19 protein-coding genes are annotated in these 25,969 nt (G+C 65.9%); 7 read left to right on the forward strand and 12 right to left on the reverse strand.

Annotated elements, in window-relative coordinates:
- Window positions 1-10: 10 nt before the first annotated feature.
- From ACNFH5_RS00875 to pilG, 7 genes are all read right to left on the reverse strand, one after another.
- Complete coding sequence (locus ACNFH5_RS00875) at window positions 11-1,045, reverse strand: chemotaxis protein CheB (protein WP_416743544.1); 1,035 nt, start codon at window positions 1,043-1,045, stop codon at window positions 11-13.
- On the reverse strand, window positions 1,038-9,494 hold the full coding sequence (locus ACNFH5_RS00880; protein ID WP_416743545.1) for an Hpt domain-containing protein: 8,457 nt from the start codon (window positions 9,492-9,494) through the stop codon (window positions 1,038-1,040). Before ACNFH5_RS00880 ends, ACNFH5_RS00875 begins: the two co-directional genes overlap by 8 nt.
- 24 nt (window positions 9,495-9,518) lie before the next feature.
- Entirely contained in the window at window positions 9,519-10,382 is an 864-nt protein-coding gene (locus ACNFH5_RS00885) for a protein-glutamate O-methyltransferase (RefSeq protein ID WP_416744367.1), read from the reverse strand.
- A gap of 62 nt (window positions 10,383-10,444) precedes the next feature.
- Window positions 10,445-12,493 carry a methyl-accepting chemotaxis protein gene (locus ACNFH5_RS00890; protein ID WP_416743546.1) on the reverse strand — a complete coding sequence of 683 codons (2,049 nt, stop codon included), beginning with the start codon at window positions 12,491-12,493 and terminating at the stop codon, window positions 10,445-10,447.
- A gap of 83 nt (window positions 12,494-12,576) precedes the next feature.
- Window positions 12,577-13,113, reverse strand: coding sequence for a chemotaxis protein CheW (locus ACNFH5_RS00895; RefSeq protein WP_017520132.1), 537 nt, complete (start codon window positions 13,111-13,113; stop codon window positions 12,577-12,579).
- Window positions 13,114-13,167: 54 nt separating this feature from the next.
- On the reverse strand, window positions 13,168-13,533 hold the full coding sequence (gene pilH, locus ACNFH5_RS00900) for a twitching motility response regulator PilH (RefSeq protein ID WP_024766237.1): 366 nt from the start codon (window positions 13,531-13,533) through the stop codon (window positions 13,168-13,170).
- Between the two features lie 46 nt (window positions 13,534-13,579).
- Entirely contained in the window at window positions 13,580-13,987 is a 408-nt protein-coding gene (gene pilG / locus ACNFH5_RS00905) for a twitching motility response regulator PilG (RefSeq protein ID WP_015475142.1), read from the reverse strand.
- Window positions 13,988-14,269: 282 nt separating this feature from the next.
- Between pilG and gshB the strand changes: the two genes are divergently transcribed.
- The 7 genes from gshB (at window position 14,270) to ACNFH5_RS00940 (ending at window position 20,245) form a co-directional block, all read left to right on the forward strand.
- Window positions 14,270-15,232 (forward strand): glutathione synthase, encoded by a 963-nt coding sequence (gene gshB / locus ACNFH5_RS00910; protein WP_236172733.1) that lies wholly within the window; start codon window positions 14,270-14,272, stop codon window positions 15,230-15,232.
- Between the two features lie 56 nt (window positions 15,233-15,288).
- Window positions 15,289-16,182 carry a TonB family protein gene (locus tag ACNFH5_RS00915; protein WP_416743548.1) on the forward strand — a complete coding sequence of 298 codons (894 nt, stop codon included), beginning with the start codon at window positions 15,289-15,291 and terminating at the stop codon, window positions 16,180-16,182.
- A 74-nt stretch (window positions 16,183-16,256) separates the two neighbouring features.
- Window positions 16,257-16,826: a YqgE/AlgH family protein gene (locus tag ACNFH5_RS00920; RefSeq protein WP_416743550.1), complete on the forward strand. Its 570-nt coding sequence runs from the start codon at window positions 16,257-16,259 to the stop codon at window positions 16,824-16,826.
- Window positions 16,827-17,264, forward strand: a complete 438-nt coding sequence (ruvX, locus tag ACNFH5_RS00925; protein ID WP_416743551.1) for a Holliday junction resolvase RuvX — start codon at window positions 16,827-16,829, stop codon at window positions 17,262-17,264.
- A 150-nt stretch (window positions 17,265-17,414) separates the two neighbouring features.
- Window positions 17,415-17,927 (forward strand): bifunctional pyr operon transcriptional regulator/uracil phosphoribosyltransferase PyrR, encoded by a 513-nt coding sequence (pyrR, locus tag ACNFH5_RS00930; protein ID WP_416743552.1) that lies wholly within the window; start codon window positions 17,415-17,417, stop codon window positions 17,925-17,927.
- Window positions 17,928-17,972: 45 nt separating this feature from the next.
- Window positions 17,973-18,977 carry an aspartate carbamoyltransferase catalytic subunit gene (locus ACNFH5_RS00935; RefSeq protein WP_416743553.1) on the forward strand — a complete coding sequence of 335 codons (1,005 nt, stop codon included), beginning with the start codon at window positions 17,973-17,975 and terminating at the stop codon, window positions 18,975-18,977.
- Window positions 18,974-20,245 (forward strand): dihydroorotase, encoded by a 1,272-nt coding sequence (locus ACNFH5_RS00940; RefSeq protein WP_416743554.1) that lies wholly within the window; start codon window positions 18,974-18,976, stop codon window positions 20,243-20,245. Before ACNFH5_RS00935 ends, ACNFH5_RS00940 begins: the two co-directional genes overlap by 4 nt.
- 177 nt (window positions 20,246-20,422) lie before the next feature.
- Here ACNFH5_RS00940 and ACNFH5_RS00945 read toward each other — a convergent pair whose 3' ends face one another.
- The 5 genes from ACNFH5_RS00945 to pilT form a co-directional block, all read right to left on the reverse strand.
- Window positions 20,423-21,592: a trans-sulfuration enzyme family protein gene (locus ACNFH5_RS00945; RefSeq protein ID WP_416743556.1), complete on the reverse strand. Its 1,170-nt coding sequence runs from the start codon at window positions 21,590-21,592 to the stop codon at window positions 20,423-20,425.
- Entirely contained in the window at window positions 21,589-22,962 is a 1,374-nt protein-coding gene (locus ACNFH5_RS00950; protein ID WP_416743557.1) for a pyridoxal-phosphate dependent enzyme, read from the reverse strand. Before ACNFH5_RS00950 ends, ACNFH5_RS00945 begins: the two co-directional genes overlap by 4 nt.
- 212 nt (window positions 22,963-23,174) lie before the next feature.
- Window positions 23,175-23,579, reverse strand: coding sequence for an NINE protein (locus ACNFH5_RS00955; protein ID WP_024766756.1), 405 nt, complete (start codon window positions 23,577-23,579; stop codon window positions 23,175-23,177).
- Between the two features lie 69 nt (window positions 23,580-23,648).
- Window positions 23,649-24,794 (reverse strand): type IV pilus ATPase PilU, encoded by a 1,146-nt coding sequence (gene pilU / locus ACNFH5_RS00960; RefSeq protein WP_081519592.1) that lies wholly within the window; start codon window positions 24,792-24,794, stop codon window positions 23,649-23,651.
- A 103-nt stretch (window positions 24,795-24,897) separates the two neighbouring features.
- The gene (pilT, locus tag ACNFH5_RS00965; RefSeq protein ID WP_017520118.1) at window positions 24,898-25,932 is read right to left on the reverse strand and encodes a type IV pilus twitching motility protein PilT; all 1,035 of its coding nucleotides are present in this window, start codon (window positions 25,930-25,932) and stop codon (window positions 24,898-24,900) included.
- Window positions 25,933-25,969 lie beyond the last annotated feature (37 nt).

The raw sequence follows: 25,969 nt of genomic DNA on the forward strand, positions 1-25,969 counted from the left end.
GGGCCTTATCTCACTGGGTGACTACGCCGACGCATTGTTCGGCAAGGTGATTGACCAGCGCCGCCGCGAGTTCGCGCGGGTCGCCGGAGAGGGTGCTGTAACCGCCTTCGCGGAGGCTGTCGGGCATGCTGGAGCAGGCGCAGCTGTCGGCGCGCTGGGTCCAGATCGGCGCGCCCTGGCGACGCACATAGGCCGCCGCGGCACTGCCGTCACTGCACATGCCGCTGAATACGATCACACCGCAACGATCGCCGTACTGCTGGGCGAGGTTGAGCATCATCTGGTCGATGGACGGGCTGTAGGGTTCCGGCCAGCTGCGATCTTCCACGCGCATGCGCGCCGAGGCGTCGAAACCCAGCTCGCGAGCGATCGGCACGACCACGACTTCGCCGCAACGCACCGGATCGCCGTCGCGCACGGTGTTGACGTGCCACTGGCTGTGGCGACCGACCGCTTGCGGCAGGTTCGCCTCGAAGGAAGGATCGATGTGCTGGGCATACAGGAAGCCTACCGGCAGCCCACCGGGCAACGCATCGAGGAAGGTCTTCACCGCGGCAGGGCCACCCAGCGAGGCGGCCAGCAGCCAGACCTGTGCCGCCGGTTCACCGGCTTTGAGCGGGGATGCCGCGAGGTCATCGGGCAGCGCCACGCGGGTCGGGCGCTGGGCTTCGTCGAGCAGCGCAGCCAGGCTGCGGCCGACGCCGGCGCTGGGGTCGCCCACCAGCTTGCGCAGCTTGGACACCAGCCGCCGCTCCCAACGCGGATAATGTTCGGAATGCCGCTCCGGCGCGTGGCCTTCGCCGAACAGCACGGGCACCCGTGACTGTTCCAGCAGGTTGTCCACCAGCGGTGAGTCTTCCTGCTGCGCCAGGTCGACCAGCCACAGGTCGGTCTCGCAAGCGTCCAACTGGTCGCTCTCAAGGCGCGCCGGATCAGCGTTGAGCACCACCTGGTAGCCATGGCCCGCGAGGGCCTGGGCCAGCACGTGGCGCTGCAGCGAGGTGTCGGCGATCACCGCGATCCGTGGCGTGCTCTGCTCAGACATGGGCCTTCACCAGCTTGTGGATGTTCTCCAGCAGCTCGGATTCCTGGTACGGCTTGCCCAGGTACTGGTTGACGCCGATGGCCAGGGCACGGTCGCGGTGCTTCTCGCCGGTACGGGAGGTAATCATGATGATCGGCAGGTCCTTCAGCTGTTCATCGTGGCGCACCAGGGTGGCCACTTCGAAGCCGTCCATGCGCGGCATCTCGATGTCCAGCAGCATGATGTCGGGCTTGTGTTCCTGCAGCTGGGCGATGGCGTCCACCCCGTCCTTGGCGGTGAGCACGTTCATGCCGTTGCGCTCCAGCAGACGGCTGGTGACCTTGCGCACGGTGACCGAGTCGTCCACCACCATGACCAGGGTCGGGCGCTGGTGCTCGATTTCCGCCACGCTCGGGCCCGCCAGCTGGCGGCGCGGCGCGTGCTGGATGAGCTGGGCGTGGAGCACGCGGATGGTCGCCAGCAGGTCGAGAATCACCACCACGCGGCCGTCACCGAGAATGGTCGCGCCGGAGATGCCGCTGACGCCGGCGAACTGCGCGCCGAGGCTCTTCACCACGATCTCACGCGAGCCGGCCAGGGCGTCCACCTGCACTGCCACGGCGTGGTCCGCCGAGCGCACCAGAATCACCGGCAACGGCAGCGACTGGCCAACCAGCTTGGGATGCTGGCCGTTGTTGAGCAGGTCGCCCAGGTACTTCAGTTCATAGCTCTGGCCGGCGTACTCGAAGCTCGGCGCGGCGCCGGTCTCGTCGGCGGCCGCCTGTTCGTAGAGGGCTTCCAGCTCGTACGGGGAGACCCGCACGATACCTTCGATGGTGTTCAGCGGCAGGGCGTACAGGTCCTCGCCTGAGAGCACCATCAGCGCGCGGTTCACCGACACGGTGAACGGCAGGCGGATATCGAACTTCGTGCCTTCGCCGACGCTGGAGTGGATGCTCATGGAACCGCCGAGCTGTTTTACCTCGGAGTTCACTACGTCCATGCCCACGCCACGGCCGGAAATCTGCGTGACCTTCTCGGCGGTGCTGAAGCCGGCCTCGAGGATGAACTGCAGCACCTCGTGGTCGTTCAGCTCGCTGTCGTCGGTCATCAGACCGCGTTCGATAGCCTTGCGGCGCACGGCTTCCAGGCGGATGCCGGCGCCATCGTCGGCCAGGGTCAGGAGGATGTCGCCACCCTCGCGGCCCAGCGTCAGGCGGATGGTGCCCTGTTCCGGCTTGCCGGCGATGCGGCGCGCTTCGCCGGACTCGATGCCGTGGTCGACCGCGTTGCGCAGCATGTGCTCCAGCGGCGCGACGATGCGTTCGAGCACGGTGCGGTCCATCTCGCCTTCGGCGTTGCTCACCACGAACTCGACCTGCTTGCCCAGCTCACTCGCCACCTGGCGGACGATCCGGCGCAGGCGCGGTACCAGGCGATCGAAGGGCACCATGCGGGTACGCATCAGGCCTTCCTGCAGCTCGGTGTTGACCCGCGCCTGTTGCAGCAGCAGGGTCTCGGCGTCGCGGTTCTTGGCGGCGAGGGTTTCCTTGAGGTCGAACAAGTCGGAAGCGGACTCGAACAGCGCGCGGGAGAGCTGCTGCAGCTGCGAGTAGCGGTCCATTTCCAGCGGGTCGAAGTCTTCGTAGCCGGCACGTTCGGCGTCGGCCTGGTGGCGCGAGAGAATCTGCGCCTGGGTTTCGGTATCCAGGCGGCGCAGCTGGTCGCGCACCCGCTCGATGGTGGCGTCCATCTCGCCCAGGGTCGAACCAACGTCGCTCACCTGCTGCTCGACGCGACCCCGGAAGATCGAGGTCTCACCGGCAAGGTTGACCAGGCCCTCGAGCAGTTGCGCGGGCACCTTCACCAGCTCCTGCGGCGCACGGCGCGCGGCGGCCTCCTGGGCGGCTTCCTGGGCACGGCGGACGAAGGGCAGCACCACCGGGGCATCGATGCGCTGCGGCACGGCGGCGGCCATGATGGCTTCCGGCAACGCCGGCAGGTTCACCGGGGCCGGCTGTTCGGTAATCAACTCCTCGGCAACGTCTTCCTGCTGGCTTTCGGTACTCTCGACTTCGCCCAGGTGCAGGCGCAGCTGGTCGACCTCGGCCTGCAGGCCTTCGAAGCCGGACTGCACGTCCATCAGCAGGCTTTCCGGCCAGGGTGCGCCCTGCTGCTGGGCTTCGCCCAGGTGCTGCTCCAGGTCGTGGGCCAGGTCGCCGAGGCTGGACTGGCCGGCCAGGCGCGCACCGCCCTTGAGGGTGTGGAGGATGCGCAGCAGTTCGTCCAGTGCGCCGTTCTCGCGCTCGGCGTCCCAGCGGCCCAGGGCCTGCTCCATGCCTTCGAGCAGGTCGTCGGCCTCTTCCAGGAAGATATCCAGGATGTCGGCTTCCGGGCCCTCGGACGCGGCATGGGAGGAGCTGATCGCGTGCAGGCTGACGCTGCTGGGGATGCTCAGCTGTTCTTCGGGGTTGGCACGAAATCGGTGGATCGCATCGATCAGCGATTCACCTCCCGGCACCCGGCGATGCTGTTGGACGGCTTCGAGCATCTCCGCGAGACGGTCGTGGCAACGCTGCAGCAATTCGAAGAGCGTCGGGCTGGCGCGCAGGCGCCCGCCGCAGAGGCCTTCGTAGAGGAATTCCAGTTCGTGAGCCAGGTCGCCGATGGGGCGAATCTCGGCCATCCGCGCGCCGCCCTTGAGGGTGTGCAGGTCGCGTTGCAGCGCTTCCAGCTCGACGCTGTTATCAGGGTTTTCCATCCAGCGGTGCAGAGCGCCGGAGGAGCTTTCGAGGATGTCGAAACCTTCTTCGAGGAAGATTTCCACCAGTTCCTGGTCGCGGTCTTCGTCCAGCTCGTACTCGCTGTCCTGCACGCCCATTGCTTCAGGGGCAGGCGCGGCGGCGGAAGCGGCCGGTTCGACAGATTCCGGTTCAACCTGCGGCAGTTCGGCGATCTCCGCTTCGGCCTCCTCGAGGAAGGCCTGCAGGTCGACTTCTTCGGGCGCGGAGTCCGCATCGGCCGCTACATCTTCCAGGCTTGCGGTATCGCTGGCTGCATGATCGACGCCGTCGAGGTCAATGCCTCCCAGGTCGACGGCTTCAACGTCGATACCTTCAAGATCGACGCTGGCGAAATCGACAGCCTCAGGTTCGGCCAGTTGGATCTCTTGCGCGATTTCGCCCTGCGGTGCCGCCTCGGAGGGCAGCTCCAGCTCGATGTCATCCTCGACGATCGATGGCAGCTCGATAGCCTCGTCCTGCTCCGCCACGGCATCCTGTTGCGGCTGCGCGGCCAGGGCTTGCGGTACGTTCAGACCGGCAGCGGGGTTCTGGCGGAAGGTGCGAATGGTCTGTACCAGGTCCGCCGGGTCGGTCAGTACCTGGCCGGCCTGCAACTGGTCGAGCTGGGTCGCCAGGCGGTCATGGCAGGTGCGCAGCAAGTCGCCCAGCGGCTGGCTGTGCTGGAAACGATGGTCCAGCAAGCCTTCGTAGAGCGATTCGAGCTCATGGGACAGGTCGCCGATTTCGCGGATTTCCGCCATGCGCGCGCCGCCCTTGAGGGTGTGCAGGTCGCGTTGCAGGGTCGAGAGCGCGGCGAGGCCTTCGGGCGAGGCCAGCCACTGGTCCAGCGCCTGGCCGGCGTTGTCGAGGATGTCGACTGCCTCTTCGAGGAAGATCGCCACCATCTCCTCGTCCAGCGCTCGCGGCGGCTGTTGCGGGGCGGAGTGGGCGTGCGGGGTTTCGGCGGTGATGACGTCATCGTCGTCATCGTCGGCGGCGCCGCGGGGAGCACCGTCGCTGTCATTGCGCGGCGACCAGCTGAGGCCGTCGGGCAGGTTGTCATCGTCCACCGGGCGACTGTCGAGGAGGAACTCCTCGTCTTCGGCCGGGAAGTCGTCGGCAGTCAGGCTTTCCAGGTCGACGAACTCGATTTCCGCGTCCTGCGCTTCATCCGCAGCAACGGCTACCGGCGCATCAAGCAAACGATGCAGCGCTTCGACCTGTTCCGGGCGGGCGCTGACCTGCAGGGCGGCAGCCACCTGGTCCATCATGCCGATCAGCGCCTCGTGGGCGGCCTCGGCAGCGGAGAAGAAGGCATCGCCGGTTTCCAGGTGGCCCTGGCGCACGGCGCCATAGACCGCCAGCAGCGCGTCCGCGAGTTCCGCCATCTGCGGCAGCTCGGCCATCTGCGCGCCGCGGCTGAGGGTTTCCAGTTCGTCGTAGAGGGCGCCCAGCTCCTGGCGCTCCTGCGGGTGCTCGCGCCAGCGGCGCAGCAGGTCCTCGGCGTCGAGCAGGATGTCCATGCCCTCGGCGAGGAACATGCCGATCAGGTGCGGGTCGTTGCCGCTGCCCTCGCCTCTTTCACCGCGACGCTTGGCTTCGGCGGCTTCCAGGCGCTCCTGGTGTATCTGCGCGATGCGCGCCAGCAGTTCCGGGCTACCCTCGATGGGCGCCAACGGGCGGCCTTCGACGAGCTGGTCGAGACCGACGCGGAACAGGCCTTCGGCGGCGTGCAGCAGCTCGGCTTCGCGCAGGTCGACCTGCAGCAGGTTGGTCTTGAATTCCTTCACCAGCCGCTCCAGCGGCGTGGCGATTTCGGCGATCGGCAGGATGCCGGCCATGTGTGCGCTGCCCTTGAGCGTGTGCAGGGCGCGCTGCAGGTCGTCGGTCACCGGCTGCGGCAGCTGCTGCGCGCAGTCGGCGAGGAAGCCGACCAGGGTTTCCAGGTGGGCTTCGGCTTCGTTGCGGAAGATCTCCAGCAACTGCGGGTCGAGGCTCTCGTCGAGGCCTTCGTTGGCAGCCTGCGCAGCGATTTCCTCGACATCCGCCAGCTCGGGAGTGATGTCCTCGACCTGCGGTGCCGACTCCGGCAGCCCGCCACCGGGCGGCGGCACCGGCTGACCTTTGGCCAGCGCGTGTGCGGTAGCGGCCAGGCGGTCGACGTCGTCGCGCTGGCGCTGGGCGCTGGCGGCGTACTCCTCGACCAGTTCGGGCATCAGCGCAACCACGTCCTGAACCACCTGCAGCACGGCAGGCGAGGCGGCAATGCTGCGGTCGAGCACGCGGTTGAGGAGGTTTTCGATGGACCAGGCCAGTTCGCCGATCACCAGCGCGCGGACCATACGGCCACTGCCCTTGAGGGTGTGGAAGGCGCGGCGAATCTCGGTCAGCGAGTCGCGGTCGTCGGTGTTGGCCAGCCAGGTCGGCAAGTGCTCGCCGATGGTTTCCAGCACTTCGCCGGCTTCTTCGATGAAGACTTCGCGCAGCTCTTCGTCGATCGGTTCTTCGTCGGCGGGCGGCGGCAGCAGGCTGGGCGGCACGTCCTGGGCCGGCGGGTTGATCGCCGATACCGGAGCGGCCATGACTTCGGCCAGGGACAGCGGCTTGGCCGGCGCCTCGGCAACCGGCTCGGGCTCTACCGGCGGACTGGGCAGCTCGACTTCCGGCAGGTCCAGGTCGGCGATGTTCTCGTCGCTCCAGGCCTCGGCCTGGACAGCGGGCGTCTGCGGCTCGACCAGCGGCTCCAGCGCTTCCAGCTCCAGCGGCGCGTCGAGACTGAGGTCGACGCCGGCGTCCAGCGCGGTCGGTTCGCTCAATTCGCCCAGCGTCCAGTTGTCATCGCTGACCAGCGAGGCTTCGGCTGTGGACGGCGCATCGCTGGCCGGCTGGGCACCGAAGCTCAGGTCGTCCAGGGATTCCAGGGGCGTGGGTTCCAGTGCTTCCAGGCTGGCGAAGCTTTCGTCCAGTTCCAGGGCAGGCGCGGGCGATTCGGCAGCCGGCTGGCTCAGGTCGATGCTGAACCAGTCCTCCTCGGCAGGCTTCTCGCCGGCCGGGGTGAGCGACTCCATGTCCCAGGTCAGTTCGTCCACCGGGGCCGGTGTGGCCTCCAGCGACGGCAGGCTGGCGAAGTCTTCGAGCAGTTCCGGGCTTGCCGGGGCCTCGCTCGGGGTGGCGGACAGATCCAGGGATTCCCAGGTCTGCTCGGCAGCGGCGGGCTCAAGCCGGGCCGCTTCGTCGAAACGCGGCGTCTCGGCGAGCGGAGCGGCGTCGTCCAGGCTCCAGCTCAGTTCACCGGCCAGCGGTTGCGCGGGAGTCTCTTCCAGCGTTTCGAGGCTGAACGCGATGCTGTCGGCCTTGTGGCTGTCGTCCAGCGACCAGCCTTCGTCGGCCAGGGTGGTGTCTGAAATCGGTGCAGCCGGCTCCAGCTCGATATCCCAGCTGAGGCTTTCCGGCTCCAGGGTGGCGTTCGGCTCTGGCAATTCGGCCGAGAGCGGCACGGCGGCCAAGGGTTCGACCTCGTCCTGGGGCCAGGCGTGCGATTCTGCGACGGGCTCGGCGGCGTGCAGGTCGGTGTCCAGCTCCAGGGGTTCGAAGGTGAAGCTCGACTCGGCTTCGCCAGCGGGCTGACCTTCCAACTCGGCGGCGGGCTCGGCGGACAGGTCGATGTCGGCCAGCAGCTCGGGCTCTGCCGTGGCCGCGGGTTCGACAATCGGCTCGAGGGGCTCGAAGGTGAAGCTCTCCGCGCTTTCGGCCAACGCCTCTGTCGGGGCAAGCGGAGCAGGCTCTTCGAACGGAGCCGCTTCGAAGCTCATCGGCTCGAAGCTGTCGGCGATTTCCACCGGTGCGACCAGTTCCGGTACGTCTTCCACCGGCACCGCCTCGCTCGGCTCGGCCAGCGGCTGTGCGGCGAGCACGTCGATCTCGTCCAGCGGATTATCCAAAGGTGCAGGCAGCGGTGCCGGTGCGTGAGCTTCCGGCTCGGCATCGAGAATCGACGGGCGCGGCTTGAGCGAGTAGCCCAGGCTGTCCAGGCTCTCCTCGGCCACGTCGAGGATCATGTCGCCCTGGGTGTTGTGGTCTTCGGACAGGCGCTCGAGGTAGTACTCGACGCTGGTGATGGCGTCGGCCAGGGTGTCCAGGCTGTGCCAGTCCGGCACGGCCTGGCGCACCAGCAGTTGTTCCTGGATGTAGCGGTTGCAGTTTTCCAGCAGTTTCGCCGCACGTTCCTGGGAGATCATTGCCAGTCCGCCGCGTACCTGCGTCAGCAGCTCCGGCACGCGGGCCAGGTGCTCGTGGTTCCACTGCGAGGCGATGAACTCGATGATCGCGTCCTTGGCCAGTTCCAGGCCGTTGCGCGCTTCCTTGATCACCACCTGGTGGATCTGCTCGACATCAGTGGTCGGCAGAACATTCTCTTCGCTGCCCGGCTCTTCGCTCGGACCGACCATGCCGGCCAGAGTCGCCTCGACATACAGCAGCGCGCCAGCGACGTCCATCAGGGTGGCGTCGTTGGGCTGGCGCTGGCCATGGGCGAGCGCGCTGACCACGTCGATCTGGTCGAGGATGACCTTGCGCGGCTGGCCAAACCCCAGCACGGCGAGGGTATCTGCGATCTGCTTGAGCGGCGCCAGCAGGCTGCCCAGCTCGTTCACGCCGCTGCGGTCGCTGCGCACGAAAAGGTCGAGGCTGTCCTTGACCCGCACCAGTTCCTCGCACAGCGCACCGACGACCGAGCGCATGGCGTCACGGTCCGGGCCGGCAAGGCGGGCGCGCTCTTCGTCCACCAGCGCGGCGCCCGGCAGGGCGTCGTCAAGGCGGTACTCGTCCTTCACCGCACGCACGCGCGGCGACTGGTCGGAGGCCTTGGCCACATAGAACAGCAGGTTCTTGATCAGTTCGTCCGGCGCCGGCTGGTTCATGGCGTCGGCGCCCTGGTCGACCAGGCGCTTGAACTCGCGGTCGACCTGGCGCAGCAGGTTACGCACCGAGGTGCCATTGGCGATGCTGCCGTTGGCCAGGCCTTCGATCATCGCCGAGGCGATCACCCACAGGCGACCCAGCGGGGCGTCCTTGCACAGGGATTCGAGGCGGGCGAAGACGCGCGCCAGGTAGCCCAGGTTGGTCGGCAGGTCCTGGTTGCGGATGACGCCGACCAGGGCAACCTGCAGCATCTGCCGCAGCTTGCGCAGCAGCGCCGGCAGTTCGGCGGTGCGCAGGCGCGCCAGGGCATCCACCGGCAGGACCGGTGAGGACTGGGACAGGTCGGGGGAGAACAGGCTGGTTTCCGACAGCAGCTTCTCGCCGCGAGCGGTGCGCAGGTCGTTGAGCAGCGGCAGCACGACCATCGGCAGGTCGCGGCGGGCGCTCTGGATGCGCTCGAGATACGCCGGCAGCTGCAGGATGGCCTGCATCAGTACTTCCAGCGCTTCGCTCTGGCTGGAAGTCTTGCCGTCGATCAGTGCCTGGGTCAGGTACTCCATTTCTTCGGCGAGCAGGGCCGCGCCGTAGAACTCCACCATCTGCAGAGTGCCGCGCACCTGGTGGATATAGGCCAGGCAAAAGCCCATCCGCGTCGGGTCCTGGGGATTCTCGACGTAGGATTCGAGGGCTTGCCGCGCCTGCTTGAGCGTTTCGGCAATCTCGCCTTTTACCCATTCCAGGGCGACATAATCGTGCCGATCACCCATAGCCACTCCACTCATGTGTCTGTGTCATCCCTTCCGGGTAAAAGCCAGAACGCGCTCATCGGCGACCGGTTCGAGCAGCGGGTGGTGCCAATCGGCGACCTCACCCACTCCGATCACCAGCAGTCCCCCAGGCGCCAGGCGCTCGGCCAGGCGATTGAGGATTTCCCGCCGCCGCCAGCGGCGGAAATAGATCAGCAGGTTCTGGCAAAAAATCACGTCCATGCCGGACATTGGCGCCTTGGCCAGTTCCAGCACATTCAGCCGAGCGCAACAGACGCGCTCGGCGAGATCGGGTATCACACGGTATCGTCCGTCATCCTGCGCGCTGAAGTAGCGCGTGGCCAGTTCCGGGTCGATATCCGCAAGCTTGCGTGCCGCATAGCTCGCCTCGCGCGCCCGGTTCAGGGCATTGAGGCTGATGTCGGTGCCGGTCACGCCGTACAGCGGCGCAAGACCTGCGTCTTCCAGTACCTTGGCGGCCACCATGGCGAGGGAGTAAGGCTCCTCGCCGCTGGAACAGCCGACGCTCCACAAGGCCAACGGCCGGCTCGGACCGACTTCGGCGAGGCGCTGGCGCAGGTAGCTCTCCAGCACATCGAACGATGCCTTGTGACGAAAGAAACGGGTTTCCTGAACGGTGAGGCGGTCCAGCAGGTTCGACCACTCGACGGCGCCGCGCGGGCCATCGGTGACCTGTCGGTAGTAGGTGCCGTAGTCGGCGATGCCCAGTTCGCGCATCCGCGCGCCCAGGCTGGTCTGCAGGAAGGCGCGGCGTTGTTCGTTGACGACGACACCGGTCCGGTCTTCCAACAGTGCCTGCCAGTCGCGGAAGTCCGCGGCCGACATGTCGGCCAACGGCTGCAACGACCAGACGCCACTTGCCTGCATGTCGCGCCCCTCGCTCAAGACTGTCATGCGCTACCCGGTGAAGAGCAGCGCACCTCCTCTGCTCAGGCCTGTTCGGCGGTGTCCGGCAGTTTGAAGCCGGATACAGAGTGACGCATCTCGCCGGCCATCTTGGCCAGGTTACCAATGCTGCGTGCAGTAGCGGTGGTACCGGCGGAAGTCTGCGAGGTGATCTCCTGGATCACGTTCATGGTGTTGGAAATGTGGCCGGCGGAGGAGGCCTGCTGACGGGCGGCGTTGGAGATGTTCTGGATCAACGCTGCCAGGGTCTTGGATACCTTCTCGATCTCTTCCAGGGACACACCGGCGTCCTGCGCCAGGCGAGCACCGCGTACCACCTCGGAGGTGGTCTGTTCCATCGAGATCACCGCTTCGTTGGTGTCGGTCTGAATGGTCTTCACCAGCGCCTCGATCTGCTTGGTCGCAGCGGAGGAACGTTCCGCCAGGCGCTGTACTTCGTCCGCTACCACGGCGAAGCCGCGGCCCGCGTCGCCCGCCATGGAAGCCTGGATCGCGGCGTTCAGTGCGAGGATGTTGGTCTGGTCGGCAATGTCGTTGATGAGGCTTACGATGTCACCGATCTCCTGGGACGATTCACCGAGGCGTTTGATCCGCTTCGAGGTGTCCTGGATCTGCTCACGGATGTTGTCCATGCCGGTGATGGTGTTGTGCACCACTTCGTTGCCCTTGTTGGCGATGGCTACGGAACGTTCCGCTACCGCCGAGGACTCGGAGGCGTTCGCCGATACCTGGTCAATGGACACGGCCATTTCGTTGATCGCGGCGGAGGCGCCGGCGATTTCCTGGGCCTGGTGCTCGGAAGCCTCGGCCAGGTGCATGGCGGTGGCCTGGGTTTCCTGGGCGGCGGCGGCCACCTGCACGGCTGTCAGGTTGATGGTTTCCACCAGCTCGCGGAGCTGGTCGATGGAGTAGTTGATGGAATCCGCGATCGCACCGGTGAAGTCCTCGGTCACGGTCGCGGCTACCGTCAGGTCACCGTCGGCAAGGTCGGCGATTTCGTCGAGCAGTCGCAGAATCGCCGCCTGGTTACGTTCGTTCTTCTCGTTGGTCTCGGCCAGGCTGCGCTTGGCTTCACGCACCATCACCAGACCGATGAGGATGATCGCGCCCAGGGCGATGATACCCAGTGCGGCGCTGGCGACCTGGTTGAACACGCGGCCTTCGGCTAGGTTCTCGAAGCCGTTGGCGAGGTTGGACGCCTTGTCCAGCAGGGTCTGCGAACCGCCGAAGATGGTGTTGGCGGCTTCACGGACCTGGAACAGTTCCGGGGAGGTCTCGAGGATCTCGTCCACCGAGCCGGAAACGAATTCGAAGAGCTCGGCAATCTCGTTGAGACGGTCCACCGCTTCGGCGTTGGTCACCTTGGAGATGCTCATCGCCGCGTTGCCTTCCTTCATACCCTTGAGTACGCGACCGAAGAGGCTGGCGTCACGACCGAAGCTGTCGGCGGCCTGCACGGAGTTCTCGTCACCGGCGAGCACCTTGTTCACCGAGCCGAGGATACGTTCGGCGAGCAGCGACTGGCGCTGAGCTACCGCAACCTGGTCGGCCGGGGCGCCGTTTTCCAGCAGGATGTCGACGACCTCTTCGTACTCCACCTGCAGCTGCGGGATGGTCTCGGCGAGGGTCGCGGCCACCTGGTGCAGGGACAGTACGGTCTGTTCGCTGGAGAGGATGGAGTCGGCGTTCTTGCGCAGGGTGTCCCAGTCCTTCTGTACTTCCGCCATCTGCGGTTGTACCGAATCCGGGCTCGGCGGCAGGCCGGTGCTCTCGTCACCCTTGGTCAGGATGTTCCAGCGTTTTTCGAAGTCGTTGCGCGCTTCTTTGAGCAACTTGAACGCCTCCGCCTTGCCCGCCGCGGCTTCCGTGGCGTTCTTGGCGATACGCTGGGACAGCACGCGCAGTTCGCCGGCGTGGCCGATGTACTGCTTGTCGTGGTCCGCCTGCTTGTTCAGGTAAGCGAAGTTGGCGAACAACAGCACGAACGCCACGATCAGGACCACGAAGAGTCCGAGGATCAGCGAGCTGCTGCGCGCACCCGAAAAAAGACTGCCTGCCTTTATATTTTTCATATTCGGCCCCCGCCTGGACCCACCACGATTACGAATTCCATGTCACAACAAGGGCCGGCAATGCCGGCCCAACCGGTCAAACTCTAGCTGGCGACATCCAGGAACCCCGGGTGCTGAGCCAGCGCATGCGGGCTGAACACGAGCCAGGGTTGCTCCCGGTGGAAGACGCCATGGATAAAGGGTTGCAGGACCGCTTCCAGCGGCGGCAGCTGCTCGGAGAAGGTGTCCACCGGGAAGTGCTGCATGCCGAATACCTCATCGACGATGAGGCCGGCGAAGACTTCCTGGTGTTCCACGACGAGCACGCGCCGTTGCTTGCGCAGAGGCGAAAGCTCGGCGCCGAGGAAACCGCACAGGTCCATGATCGGCAGCAGGCGGCCGCGCACGTTGGCGACCCCCTTCACCCAGTCACGGACTCCGGGCAGCAGTGTGTAGCGCGGCTCGTGAAGAACCTCGCCGACTTCCCCCATGGGCGCCACGAACAGGCGCCCAGCCATACGAAAGCCGATACCGTTCCAGCTCTGCACCACCTCGCGCTGGGCGGGCAGACCCGCGGCCAGCTGCCGACAGCGCTGATCGATCTGGACGAGAACCTCGAAAGGACTCTGGACTTCCGCCATGCCGGCCCTGGCCTTCTCTAATAATTATGTTCTGGTCGTGCAGGTACGGCTGTATCAGCCGGCCAGCACCGAATTGATGGTCTTGAGCAGTGTCTCTTCGTCCACCGGCTTGGTCAGGTAGTCGCGAGCGCCCTGGCGCTTGCCCCAGACCTTGTCGGTCTCCTGATCCTTGGTGGTGACGATGATCACCGGAATCGCGCTGGTTTCCGGGTCCTTGGACAGCTGACGGGTCGCCTGGAAGCCGTTCAGGCCGGGCATGACGATGTCCATCAGGACGACGTCCGGCTTTTCCTGGCGAGCCAGGGCCACGCCATCGGCGCCGTTTTCGGCCTTGAGTACCTGGTGCGAGTGCTTTTCCAGCATCGCGGTCAGCTTGTACATCTCGGTCGGCGAGTCATCAACAATCAGAATTCGAGCCATTGTGGTCCCCATACGGAATAGGCGTCACCGGCGCTTGCGCCGGACTTCAGGAAGCGTGCTCCACCGGGGTGAAGTCGGGCACATGGGTCTTGATCGCGCCGAGCAGTTCTTCCTTGCTGAAGGGCTTGGTGAGGTACTGATCGGAACCGACGATGCGACCCTTGGCCTTGTCGAACAGACCGTCCTTGGAGGACAGCATGATCACCGGCGTGGATTTGAAGGCACTATTGTTCTTGATCAGGGCGCAGGTCTGATAGCCATCCAGGCGCGGCATCATGATGTCGACGAAGATGATGCTCGGATGGGTATCGGCGATCTTGGCCAGCGCGTCGAAGCCGTCGATGGCTGTGATGACATCGCAGCCGACTTTCTTCAGCAGGGTTTCAGCCGTGCGACGAATCGTCTTGGAATCGTCGATCACCATTACTTTCAAACCGTCGGAATGCTGTTCCATGTTCGCCCTTACCATCTCGGTGAGTCGTTTTTTCCGCTTTTTATATCAGTGCGCTAGCGCCCTGCCACCGTCGGGCTGCGACCCAATCGTGGGAACCTTTTACCACAATCGTCAGAATCTTTACCACGCCCAGCAAATTCAGGCCATAAGACCCCGAACGCGCAGGCTTTTTCCTTGACCGAGCGCACATCCAGCGCCACCCTGAGCGTCCATTTTCAGCCTTTGCGGCGCGGCCCAGAGTCGCAGCCCCAAGCCGACGAATTCCCCCCAGGAGGACATCCCATGAGCGTACGCCTCGGGATCGTGATGGACCCCATCGCGCAGATCAGTTTCAAGAAGGACAGCTCCCTGGCCATGCTGCTGGCTGCCCAGGCCCGTGGCTGGCAGCTTTTCTATATGGAGCAGCAGGACCTTTACCAGAAGGAGAACGTCGCCCGCGGCCGCATGCGTCCGCTCAAGGTGTTCTACGATCCAGCCCACTGGTTCGAACTGGAAGAGGAAGTCGACCAGCCGTTGTCGGACCTGGACGTGATCCTGATGCGCAAGGACCCGCCCTTCGACAACGAGTTCGTCTACTCCACCTATCTGCTGGAACAGGCTGAAACCGCCGGCACGCTTGTGGTCAACAAGCCGCAAAGCCTGCGTGACTGCAACGAGAAGTACTTCGCCACCCTGTTCCCTCAGTGTGCGCCGCCAACGGTGGTGAGCCGTCGGTCCGACATTCTGCGCGAGTTTGCATCACAGCATCGTGACATCATTCTCAAACCCCTGGATGGCATGGGCGGATCGATGATCTTCCGTCACCGCGAAGGCGACCCGAACCTCTCGGTGATCCTCGAGACCCTGACCCGTCACGGCCAGGAGCAGGTCATGGCGCAGCGCTACCTGCCGGCCATCAAGGACGGCGACAAACGCATCCTGATGATCGACGGCGAGCCGGTGGAATACTGCCTGGCGCGCATTCCTGCCCAGGGCGAAACCCGCGGCAACCTCGCCGCCGGCGGCCGTGGCGTGGCCCAGCCGCTGACCGAGCGCGACCGCTGGATCGCCGCGCAAGTCGGTCCGGAACTGCGCAAGCGCGGCCTGCTGTTCGTCGGCCTGGACGTGATCGGCGAGAACCTCACCGAGATCAACGTCACCAGCCCGACCTGCATCCGCGAGATCGATGCGGCCTACGACACGCGCATCGGTGAGAGACTGATGGCAGTCATCGACGAAAAGCTCAAGGCGCGCAGTGCGTCATAGACTTTTATAAGCCTCGTCGGCAGACTTCCGCCCCACCCTGGCCCATGCGACCCGCAATGAACGCTGCAACCCACCAAGACTTCCCCGTGTCCTCCGGCGTACGTCCGGCGGACCGTCTGGGTTTCACCCTGTTCGTTGCGGCCATCCTGCACGTGGCCGTGCTGCTGGGGGTGGGCTTCACCATGCCCAGCCCCAGCCAGTTGAGCAAGACGCTGGAAATCACCCTGGCCAGCTTCAAGAGCGACAAGGCGCCGGAGAAAGCCGACTACCTTGCCCAGATGAACCAGCAGGGCAGCGGCACCCTGGAACACAAGGCAATCCCCAAGACCACCGAGCAGGCGCCCTTCCAGGACACCGAAGTCAAGAAAGTCGCCCCGCCGGCCACCCCGCGCCAGGCCAAGAGCCCGGAAGCGCCCAAGGCCGCCGTCGCCACCCGCACCCCGCGCCCGGACAAGGTGCAGACCAAGCAGCAGACGCCCAAGGCCGAGACCGTTGCCAAGCCCGCGCCGCAGTTCGACTCCAGCCAGCTCTCGGCGGAAATCTCCAGCCTCGAAGCCGACCTCGCCCGCGAACAGCAGGCCTACGCCAAGCGCCCGCGCATCCATCGCCTGAGCGCCGCCTCGACCATGCGTGACAAGGGCGCCTGGTACAAAGAGGAATGGCGCAAGAAGATCGAGCGCATCGGCAACCTCAACTACCCGGACGAAGCCCGCCGCCAGCGCATCTACGGCAGCCTGCGCCTGCTGGTGTCGATCAACCGCGACGGCTCCCTGTATGAAGTGCAGGTGCTTGAATCCTCCGGCCAGCCCACGCTGGACCAGGCCGCCCAGCGTATCGTGCGCCTGGCCGCGCCCTTCGCGCCCTTCTCCGGTGACCTGAACGACATCGACCGCCTGGAAATCATCCGCACCTGGCGCTTCGAGCGCGGCGACCGCCTGTCCAGCAACTGAGCCTGGGCGCCGGTAATGTCTGCTGGCGCTTTCAAGTCTTGTCCCTTTGGCCCCCAGGCCTGAAACTAGCCGGCATGAAAAGCACAGCCGCCAGCTACCTCAAGCACCACTTCCTGATCGCCATGCCGCACATGGCGGACTCCAACTTTGCCCAGACTGTCACCTACCTCGTGGAACACAACGAGCAGGGCGCCATGGGCCTCATCATCAACCGCCCCAGCGGCCTGAGCCTCGCCGACGTGCTCGAGCAGCTGCGTCCGGACGAACTGCCGCCGGTGCGCTGCCAGGGCGTGACCATCTATACCGGCGGGCCGGTACAGACCGATCGCGGCTTCGTTCTGCACCCCGCCGGCCGTAGCTACCAGGCCACCCTGGAATTGGGCGAGCTGTCGCTGTCCACCTCCCAGGACGTGCTGTTCGCCATCTCCGACGGCAGCGGTCCGGCGCAACACCTGATCACCCTCGGCTACGCAGGCTGGGAAGCCGGTCAACTGGAAGCCGAACTGGCCGACAACGCCTGGCTGACCTGCCCGGCAGACCCGGCGGTGCTCTTCGAGGTGCCGGCCGAGCAGCGCCTCTCGGCAGCCGCCGAGCGCCTGGGGGTCAACCTCAGCCTGCTCACCGCCCAGGCCGGGCACGCCTGAATGAGCAACAGCAAACCCCTGCGCCTGCTCCTGGGCTTCGACTACGGTACCAAGCAGATCGGCGTCGCCGTCGGCCAGGCCATCACCGGCCAGGCCCGCGAACTCTGCGTGCTCAAGGCACAGAACGGCGTGCCGGACTGGAACCGTGTGGAAGCGCTGATCAAGGAATGGCAGCCCGACGCCATCGTCGTCGGCCTGCCGCTGAACATGGACGGCACCCCCAGCGACATGAGCGAGCGCGCCGAGAAGTTCGCCCGCCGCCTGCACGGCCGCTACAACCTGCCGGTGCACACTCACGACGAACGCCTGACCACCTACGCCGCCAAGGGCGAGCGCCTGGCCCAGGGCCAGACGGGCGGCTACCGCGAACGCCCGGTGGACGCCCTGGCCGCCGCCCTGCTGCTGGAGGGCTGGCTGGCCGAGAACGCCCCTACCTGACCTGCAGTCTGATCTGAAAAAATGCCCCCTTGACCTGTGACAGCGCCAGGGGAGCCAAAGCCGCTAAGCTTGCCGGACCACTCCTCCCGGAACGGTCCGCCCCGATGGCCGCCCGCGCCGGGTGGCCTCGCCAACCGAACCGGAGATGTCATGACCCTGCCCAGCCCCGCCGAACTCATCCCCCGCATGGCCACCGACCTGCGCAACTACCTGGCGCAGCGCGGGATCGACTCGCCGCGCTTCGTCGGCATCCACACCGGCGGCATCTGGGTCGCCCAGGAATTGCTCAAGCAACTGGGCAGCGACGAGATTCTCGGCATCCTCGACGTCTCCTTCTACCGCGACGACTTCACCCGTAGCGGCCTGCACCCGCAGGTCCGTCCGTCGGAACTGCCCTTCGAGATCGACGGCCAGCACCTGGTCCTGGTGGACGACGTGCTGATGAGCGGACGCACCATACGCGCCGCGCTCAACGAGCTGTTCGACTACGGCCGCCCGGCCAGCGTGACCCTGGTCAGCCTGGTGGACCTGAACAAGCGCGAACTGCCGATTCGTCCGGATGTCGTCGGCGAAACGCTGTCATTGGCACCCAACGAGCGGGTAAAATTGCGCGGTCCCGCACCACTTGTCCTCGAGCGCACGCTTCTCAGCCCCGCGCTGTAACCCCGCGCGCCCGGACATCCACCACCTACATTCAGGGCCTGCCACATGCCGACCGACGCCAAGCGCCCGCTGCAGCTCAACGATCTGGGCCAGCTGCGCCACTTCCTCTCGCTCGACGGGTTGTCCCGCGAACTGCTGACTGAAATCCTCGATACCGCCGACTCCTTCCTCGAAGTCGGCGCCCGTGCGGTGAAGAAAGTCCCGCTGCTGCGCGGCAAAACCGTGTGCAACGTGTTCTTCGAGAACTCCACGCGCACCCGCACCACCTTCGAACTGGCCGCCCAGCGACTGTCCGCTGACGTCATCTCGCTGAACGTGTCGACCTCCTCGACCAGCAAGGGCGAGACGCTCACCGACACCCTGCGCAACCTCGAAGCCATGGCCGCCGACATGTTCGTCGTGCGCCACAGCGACTCGGGCGCCGCGCACTTCATCGCCGAGCACGTCAGCCCCAACGTCGCCGTGATCAACGGCGGCGACGGCCGCCACGGCCACCCGACCCAGGGCATGCTCGACATGCTCACCATCCGCCGTCACAAGGGCAACTTCGAGAACCTCTCGGTGGCCATCGTCGGCGACATCCTGCACTCGCGGGTGGCGCGCTCCGACATGCTGGCGCTGAAAACCCTGGGCTGCCCGGACATCCGCGTCATCGCCCCGCGCACCCTGCTGCCGGTGGGCCTGGAAGAGCAGTACGGGGTGAAGGTCTTCACCAACGCCGACGAAGGCCTGAAGGACGTCGACGTGGTGATCATGTTGCGCCTGCAGCGCGAGCGCATGGCCGGCGGCCTGCTGCCCAGCGAGGGCGAGTTCTTCAAGCTCTACGGCCTGACCCAGAAACGCCTGCAGCTGGCCAAGCCCGATGCCATCGTCATGCACCCCGGCCCGATCAACCGCGGCGTGGAAATCGACTCCGCCGTGGCCGACGGTGAACAGTCGGTGATCCTCAACCAGGTCACCTACGGCATCGCCATCCGCATGGCCGTGCTGTCCATGGCCATGAGCGGCCAGAACGCCCAACGCCAGCTGGAACAGGAGGACGCGCAATGACCGTCAGTATTCGTGGCGCCCACCTGATCGACCCGGCCAGCGGCCTGGACAAGGTTTGCGACCTGCATATCGAAGCCGGCCGCATCGTCGCCATCGGCGACGCTCCCGAAGGCTTCCACGCCGCCCAGGAAATCGATGCCGCCGGCCTGATCGCCGCGCCCGGCCTGGTCGACCTGAGCGTTGCCCTGCGCGAGCCGGGTTACAGCCGCAAGGGCAATATCGAAAGCGAAACCCGCGCCGCCGCTGCCGGCGGCGTCACCAGCCTGTGCTTCCCGCCGCAGACCAAGCCGGTGCTGGACACCTCGGCGGTCGCCGAGCTGATCCTCGACCGCGCCCGCGAGGCCGGCAACGCCAAGGTCTTCCCCATCGGCGCGCTGACCAGGGGTCTGGCCGGGGAGCAGCTGTCCGAGCTGGTCGCCCTGCGCGACGCCGGCTGCGTGGCCTTCACCAATGGCCTGGCGCCGATGGCGAGCAACCGCGTGCTGCTGCGCTCGCTGGAATACGCGGCGACCTTCGACCTGACCGTGATCTTCACCTCTCAGGACAACGACCTGGCCGAAGGCGGCATCGCACACGAAGGCCCGACCGCCAGCTTCCGCGGTCTGGCCGGCATCCCGGAGACCGCAGAGACCGTAGCCCTGGCGCGCAACCTGCTGCTGGTGGAACAGTCCGGCGTGCGTGCGCACTTCAGCCAGCTGACCAGCGCCCGCGGCGTCGAGATGATCGCCCAGGCCCAGGCGCGTGGCCTGCCGGTCACCGCCGACGTGGCGCTGTACCAGCTGATCCTCACCGACGAGGCGCTGGCGGACTTCTCCAGCCTGTACCACGTGCAACCGCCGCTGCGCTCGCGCAAGGACCGCGACGCCCTGCGCGAAGCGGTGAAGAGCGGCGTGATCCAGGCCATCGCCAGCCATCACCAGCCCCATGAGCAGGACGCGAAGAACGCGCCGTTCGCCGCCACCGATCCGGGCATCAGCAGCGTCGAATTGCTGCTGCCACTGGCCATGACCCTGGTGCAGGACGGCCTGCTCGACCTGCCCACCCTGCTCGCGCGCCTCTCCAGCGGCCCCGCCGCCGCCCTGCGCCTGCCGGCCGGCAAGCTGGCAATCGGTGCGGCAGCCGACGTGGTGCTGTTCGAAGCCGACGGCCAGACCCTGGCGGGCGAAACCTGGCACTCCCGCGGGCAGAACTGCCCGTTCCTCGGCCACTGCCTGCCGGGCGTGGTGCGCTGCACCCTGGTGGACGGGCATATCGTCCACGCGGTGTAACGCCTCATCGCTCCATGAAAAAGCCCGCCGATTGGCGGGCTTTTTCGTGAGCGCTCGCGCAGGCGTGCGCGGTTTCGCCCCTTGTAGGAGCGAGCTTGCTCGCGAACATTCCGGGCACTGAGGCTGGGCGGTTCGCGAGCAAGCTCGCTCCTACCAAAAGCGGTTCGGCGCAGGGCGTCAGATCATCGCCAAGGCCTTCGCCAGATCGGCGCGCAGGTCTTCCACGTCTTCGACACCGACCGACAGCCGGATCAGCGAATCACCGATCCCCAGCGCCGCGCGGTTCTCCGGCGGGATGCTGGCGTGGGTCATGATCGCCGGGTGCTCGATCAGGCTTTCCACGCCGCCCAGGCTCTCCGCCAGGGCGAACAGCTGGACGTTCTCCAGGAAGCGCCGCGACCCGGCGAGATCGGTGTCCAGGTCCAGCGAGATCATCCCGCCGAAGCCCTTCATCTGCCGGCGCGCCAGTTCGTGCTGCGGGTGCGATGGCAAGCCAGGGTAATAGACGCGTTTTACCTGCGGCTGCTGTTCCAGCCATTTCGCCAAGTCGAGGGCATTGGCGCAGTGTCGCTCCATGCGCAGGGCCAGGGTCTTCACGCCGCGCAGGGTGAGAAAAGCGTCGAACGGCCCGGCGATGGCGCCCACCGAGTTCTGCAGGAAGCCCAGGCGCTCGGCGAGGTCGGGGTTGTCGCCGACAATGGCAATGCCGCCGATCACGTCGGAGTGGCCATTGAGGTACTTGGTGGTGGAGTGCACGACGATGTCGAAGCCCAGGTCCAGCGGACGCTGCACGTAGGGGCTGGCGAAGGTGTTGTCGGCCACGCAGAGGATGCCGCGCTCGCGGCAGGTGCGGGCGATGGCGCCCAGGTCGGTCAGGCGCAGCAGCGGATTGCTCGGGGTTTCCACCCAGACCATGCGCGTCTTGTCGGTCAGCGCCGCTTCCAGGGCGCCGGGCTGGGCCAGGTCGGCGAAGTGGAAATCATGCCCGGCGCTGCGCCGACGCACCCGTTCGAACAGGCGGAAGGTGCCGCCGTAGAGGTCGTTGCCGGAGACGATGTGCGAGCCGGCGTCGAGCAGCTCCAGCACCGCCGAAATGGCCGCCAGCCCGGAGGCAAAGGCGAACGCCTTGCTACCGCCTTCCAGGTCCGCGACGCAGCGCTCCAGCGCCCAGCGCGTGGGGTTGTGCGAGCGTCCGTAGTCCAGGCCCTTGTGCACGCCGGGGCTTTCCTGGCGGTAGGTGGAGTTGGCGTAGATCGGCGGCATGATCGCCCCGGTGGACGGGTCCGGCTCCTGCCCGGCGTGGATCACGCGGGTGGCGAAACCGAGGCGGTCGTCGTGCTGGCTCATGCGAGGGTCCTCCGTAGATGGTTGAGCAGGTCGAATCGTGTGATCAGGCCGTGGAAGCCCGAGGTGTCGGCGATGATCGCCACCAGCCCGCGCGCGAGCACGGCTTCGAGTTCCTTGAGGCCGGCGCCGGGCGCCAGGGTTTCCGGGGCAGTGCTCATGGCGCCGGCGACGTCGCTGCGGAAATGCGTCGGGTCGTCATGTACGCCCAGCAGGATGTCGGACTCGTCGATGACGCCGACCAGTCGCTGACCGTCGAGCACGGGGAGCTGGGAGATGTCCGCCAGACGCATGCGCTGGAAGGCCGTAAGCAGCGTATCGCCGGGACCGACGCTGACCACGCGGCCTTCCTCGAAACGCCGCGCGATGATGTCGCGCAGGTCGCCGTAGCGCTTGCGCTGCAGCAGACCCTGGTCGGTCATCCACTGATCGTTGTAGATCTTCGACAGATAGCGCGTGCCGGTGTCGCAGACCAGGCTGACCACACGCTTGGGCTCGGTCTGCTCATGGCAGAAACGCAGCGCAGCGGCCAGCAGCGTGCCGGTGGACGAACCGGCGGCAATGCCTTCATTGCGCAGCAGTTCGCGGGCAGTGCTGAAGCTTTCCTCGTCGCTGATGGAATAGGCGTGGCGCACGCTGGAGAGGTCGGCGATCGACGGCACGAAGTCTTCGCCTATGCCTTCCACCGCCCAGGAACCGGGCGTGCCGATAGCGCCGGAGCGCGAGTACTCGGCCATGATCGAGCCCACCGGGTCGGCCAGGACCATTTCGAGGTCCGGCTGGACCTTCTGGAAAAACCGGGTCAGGCCGGTCAGGGTGCCGGCGGAGCCGACGCCGACCACCACGGCATCGAGGTCATGGCCGGTCTGCGCCCAGATTTCCGGACCGGTGCCGGTCTCGTGGGCCAGCGGGTTGGCGGGGTTGTTGAACTGGTCGGCGAAGAAGGCGTTCGGCAGGTCTTTTGCCAGCCGCGCGGCGACGTCCTGATAGTACTCGGGGTGCCCCTTGCCGACATCGGAGCGGGTGATATGCACTTCGGCGCCCATGGCGCGCAGGTGCAGGACCTTCTCGGTGGACATCTTGTCCGGCACCACCAGCACCACCCGGTAGCCCTTGGCGCGGCCCACCAGCGCCAGGCCGAGACCGGTGTTGCCGGCAGTGGCTTCGACGATGACGCCGCCGGGCTTGAGCCGGTCGTCGCGCTCGGCAGCCTCGATCATGGCGACGCCGATGCGGTCCTTGATGGAGCCGCCGGGGTTCTGTGATTCGAGCTTGAGGAACAGGGTGCAAGGTCCGGTATCAAAGCGTGTGACGCGGACCATGGGGGTATTGCCGATCAGGTCGAGTACGGCGGGGCGGGATTCGTTGCTCATGGCAGCCACTCCTTCTGGGCGCCACGGGGATCGCCCGGCGGCGCCTGCTACTGTCCTCCTGACCTTAGGCGGGAGGCACAGCTAGCGCCAGGCGGCGCGACGAAAGACGGCGGAGTTGTTTTTCGTAGGAGCGAGCTTGCTCGCGAACGTGCTGCCCGGCAGCGCTGATCCTGAAGCGGTTCGCGAGCAAGCTCGCTCCTACAAAAGAAGGATCAGATCCGCTGCGGCCCGTTGCGCTCGGAAATCTGACTGTTCAGCGTCCAGAAGTCATACAGCACGCCGACCAGGAACAGCCCGCCGGTGAACAGGTAGATGATCCCGGTGATCCACTTGCCCATGTACATGCGATGCACGCCGAACACGCCGAGGAAGGTCAGCAGGATCCAGGCGACGTTGTAGTCGATACCGCCAGCACGGTAGCGCTGGTCCGCCGCATCATCCATGGAGGGGATGAGGAACAGGTCGATGATCCAGCCGATGAAGAACAGGCCGAGGGTGAAGAACCAGATGGTGCCGGTGATCGGCCGGCCGTAGTAGAAACGGTGCGAGCCGGTGAAGCCGAAGATCCACAGCAGGTAGCCGATGACTTTGCTGTGGGTGTCAGGGTTGGCGGACATGCCTTTCTCCCGTTGCGTTGCGTGGCAGCCAGAATAAACGAAAAGCCCGCACTAGGCGGGCTCTTCAGGTCAGCGGAAGCGGCGATTGGGATCGTCTTCGCTCATTTCCAGGGTCAGCCCCTGGGTCATGGTGGTCAGGTGGTCGGCATCGGTTTCCGAGCCGAGCTTGATCATCAGGCGCAGGTCGTTCGCCGAGTCGGCGTAGGCCAGCGCGTCTTCGTAGGTGATCTCGCCCTGGGTGTAGAGCTGGTACAGCGCCTGGTCGAAGGTCTGCATGCCCTGCTCGGTGGAGCGCTTCATCAGCGGCTTGAGCTCGTGGACCTCGCCCTTGCGGATCAGGTCGGCGGCCAGCGGGGTGTTCAGCAGCACTTCGATCACCGCACGGCGGCCCTTGCCGTCCGGGGTCGGTACCAGTTGCTGGGCGACGATGGCCTTGAGGTTCAGCGAGAGATCCATCCACACCTGACCATGACGGTCGGCCGGGAAGAAGTGGATGATCCGCTCCAGCGCCTGGTTGGCGTTGTTGGCGTGCAGGGTCGCCAGGCACAGGTGGCCGGTTTCGGCGAACGCCACGGCGTGGTCCATGGTCTCGCGCGAACGCACCTCGCCGATCATGATCACGTCCGGCGCCTGGCGCAGGGTGTTCTTCAGCGCGACTTCGAAGGTATCGGTATCCAGGCCCACCTCGCGCTGGGTGACGATGCAGCCCTGGTGCTGGTGGATGTACTCGATGGGGTCTTCGATGGAGATGATGTGGCCGGTGGAGTTCTTGTTGCGGTAGCCGATCATCGCCGCCAGCGAGGTGGACTTACCGGTACCGGTGGCGCCGACGAAGATCACCAGGCCGCGCTTGGTCATCGCCAGCTTCTTGAGGATTTCCGGCAGCTTCAGGTCATCGATGGTCGGGATGTTGGTCTCGATGCGGCGCAGCACCATGCCCACCAGGTTGCGCTGGTAGAAGGCACTGACACGGAAACGACCGACGCCACGGGCGCTGATGGCGAAGTTGCACTCGTGGTTCTCGGCAAAGTCGCGGCGCTGCTGCTCGTTCATCACCGAGAGCACGGTTTCGCGGGTCTGCTCCGGCGACAGCGCGGTCTTGGTGACCGGCAGCACCTTGCCGTTGACCTTCATCGAAGGCGGCACGCCCGCCGTGATGAACAGGTCGGAGGCTCCCTTTTCCACCATCAGGCGCAACAGCTTCTCGAATTCCATGATCTTTCTCGCCGAGTTCACGCTGACTACGACAGGGCTGTCGGATCACGAAGCGGGTGCGTGTGGCGCGCTCCGTGCGCCGGGCCGCAAGGGCCCGGTGGGGTTAGAAGTTTTCCGGGATCTTGGCTTTTTCTTTCGCCGCGTCGCGGGTGACCAGGCCCTTGGCGACCAGGCCCTTGAGGCACATGTCGAGGGTCTGCATGCCGATCGCGCCGCCAGTCTGGATCGCGGAGTACATCTGCGCGACCTTGTCCTCGCGGATCAGGTTACGGATCGCCGGGGTGCCGATCATGATCTCGTGGGCCGCGACCCGACCGCCGCCGATCTTCTTCAGCAGGGTCTGGGATATCACTGCCTGCAGGGATTCGGAGAGCATGGAGCGGACCATGGATTTTTCCTCGGCGGGGAACACGTCGACGATACGGTCGATGGTCTTGGCCGCGGAGGTGGTGTGCAGGGTGCCGAATACCAGGTGGCCGGTTTCCGCAGCGGTCAGGGCCAGGCGGATAGTCTCCAGGTCACGCATCTCACCCACCAGGATGATGTCCGGGTCTTCACGCAGGGCCGAGCGCAGGGCCTCGTTGAAGCCGAGGGTATCGCGGTGCACCTCGCGCTGGTTGACCAGGCACTTCTTCGATTCGTGAACGAATTCGATCGGGTCTTCGACGGTGAGGATGTGGCTGTACTTGGTGTTGTTCAGGTAGTCGAGCATCGCTGCCAGCGAGGTGGACTTGCCCGAACCGGTCGGCCCGGTGACCAGCACCAGGCCGCGCGGCACGTCGGAGACGCGCTTGAATACCTCGCCCATCCCCAGGTCTTCCATGGTCAGGACCTTGGAGGGAATGGTCCGGAACACGGCGCCGGCGCCACGGTTCTGGTTAAAGGCGTTGACCCGGAAGCGGGCTACGCCCGGCACTTCGAAGGAGAAGTCGGTCTCCAGGAACTCTTCGTAATCCTTGCGCTGCTTGTCGTTCATGATGTCGTAGATCAGCGCGTGAACCTGCTTGTGCTCGAGCGGCGGCAGGTTGATGCGGCGAACATCGCCGTCGACGCGGATCATCGGCGGCAGGCCGGCCGAGAGGTGCAGGTCCGAAGCGCCCTGCTTGGCGCTGAAGGCGAGCAGCTCGGTAATATCCATGGGACTCCCCAATCAAGAGCAAGCAGGTAGAATGCCG

Origin of the sequence: Pseudomonas sp. NY15435 (assembly GCF_048068295.1) — a bacterium.
In the GTDB taxonomy this organism is placed as follows: Bacteria; Pseudomonadota; Gammaproteobacteria; order Pseudomonadales; family Pseudomonadaceae; genus Pseudomonas.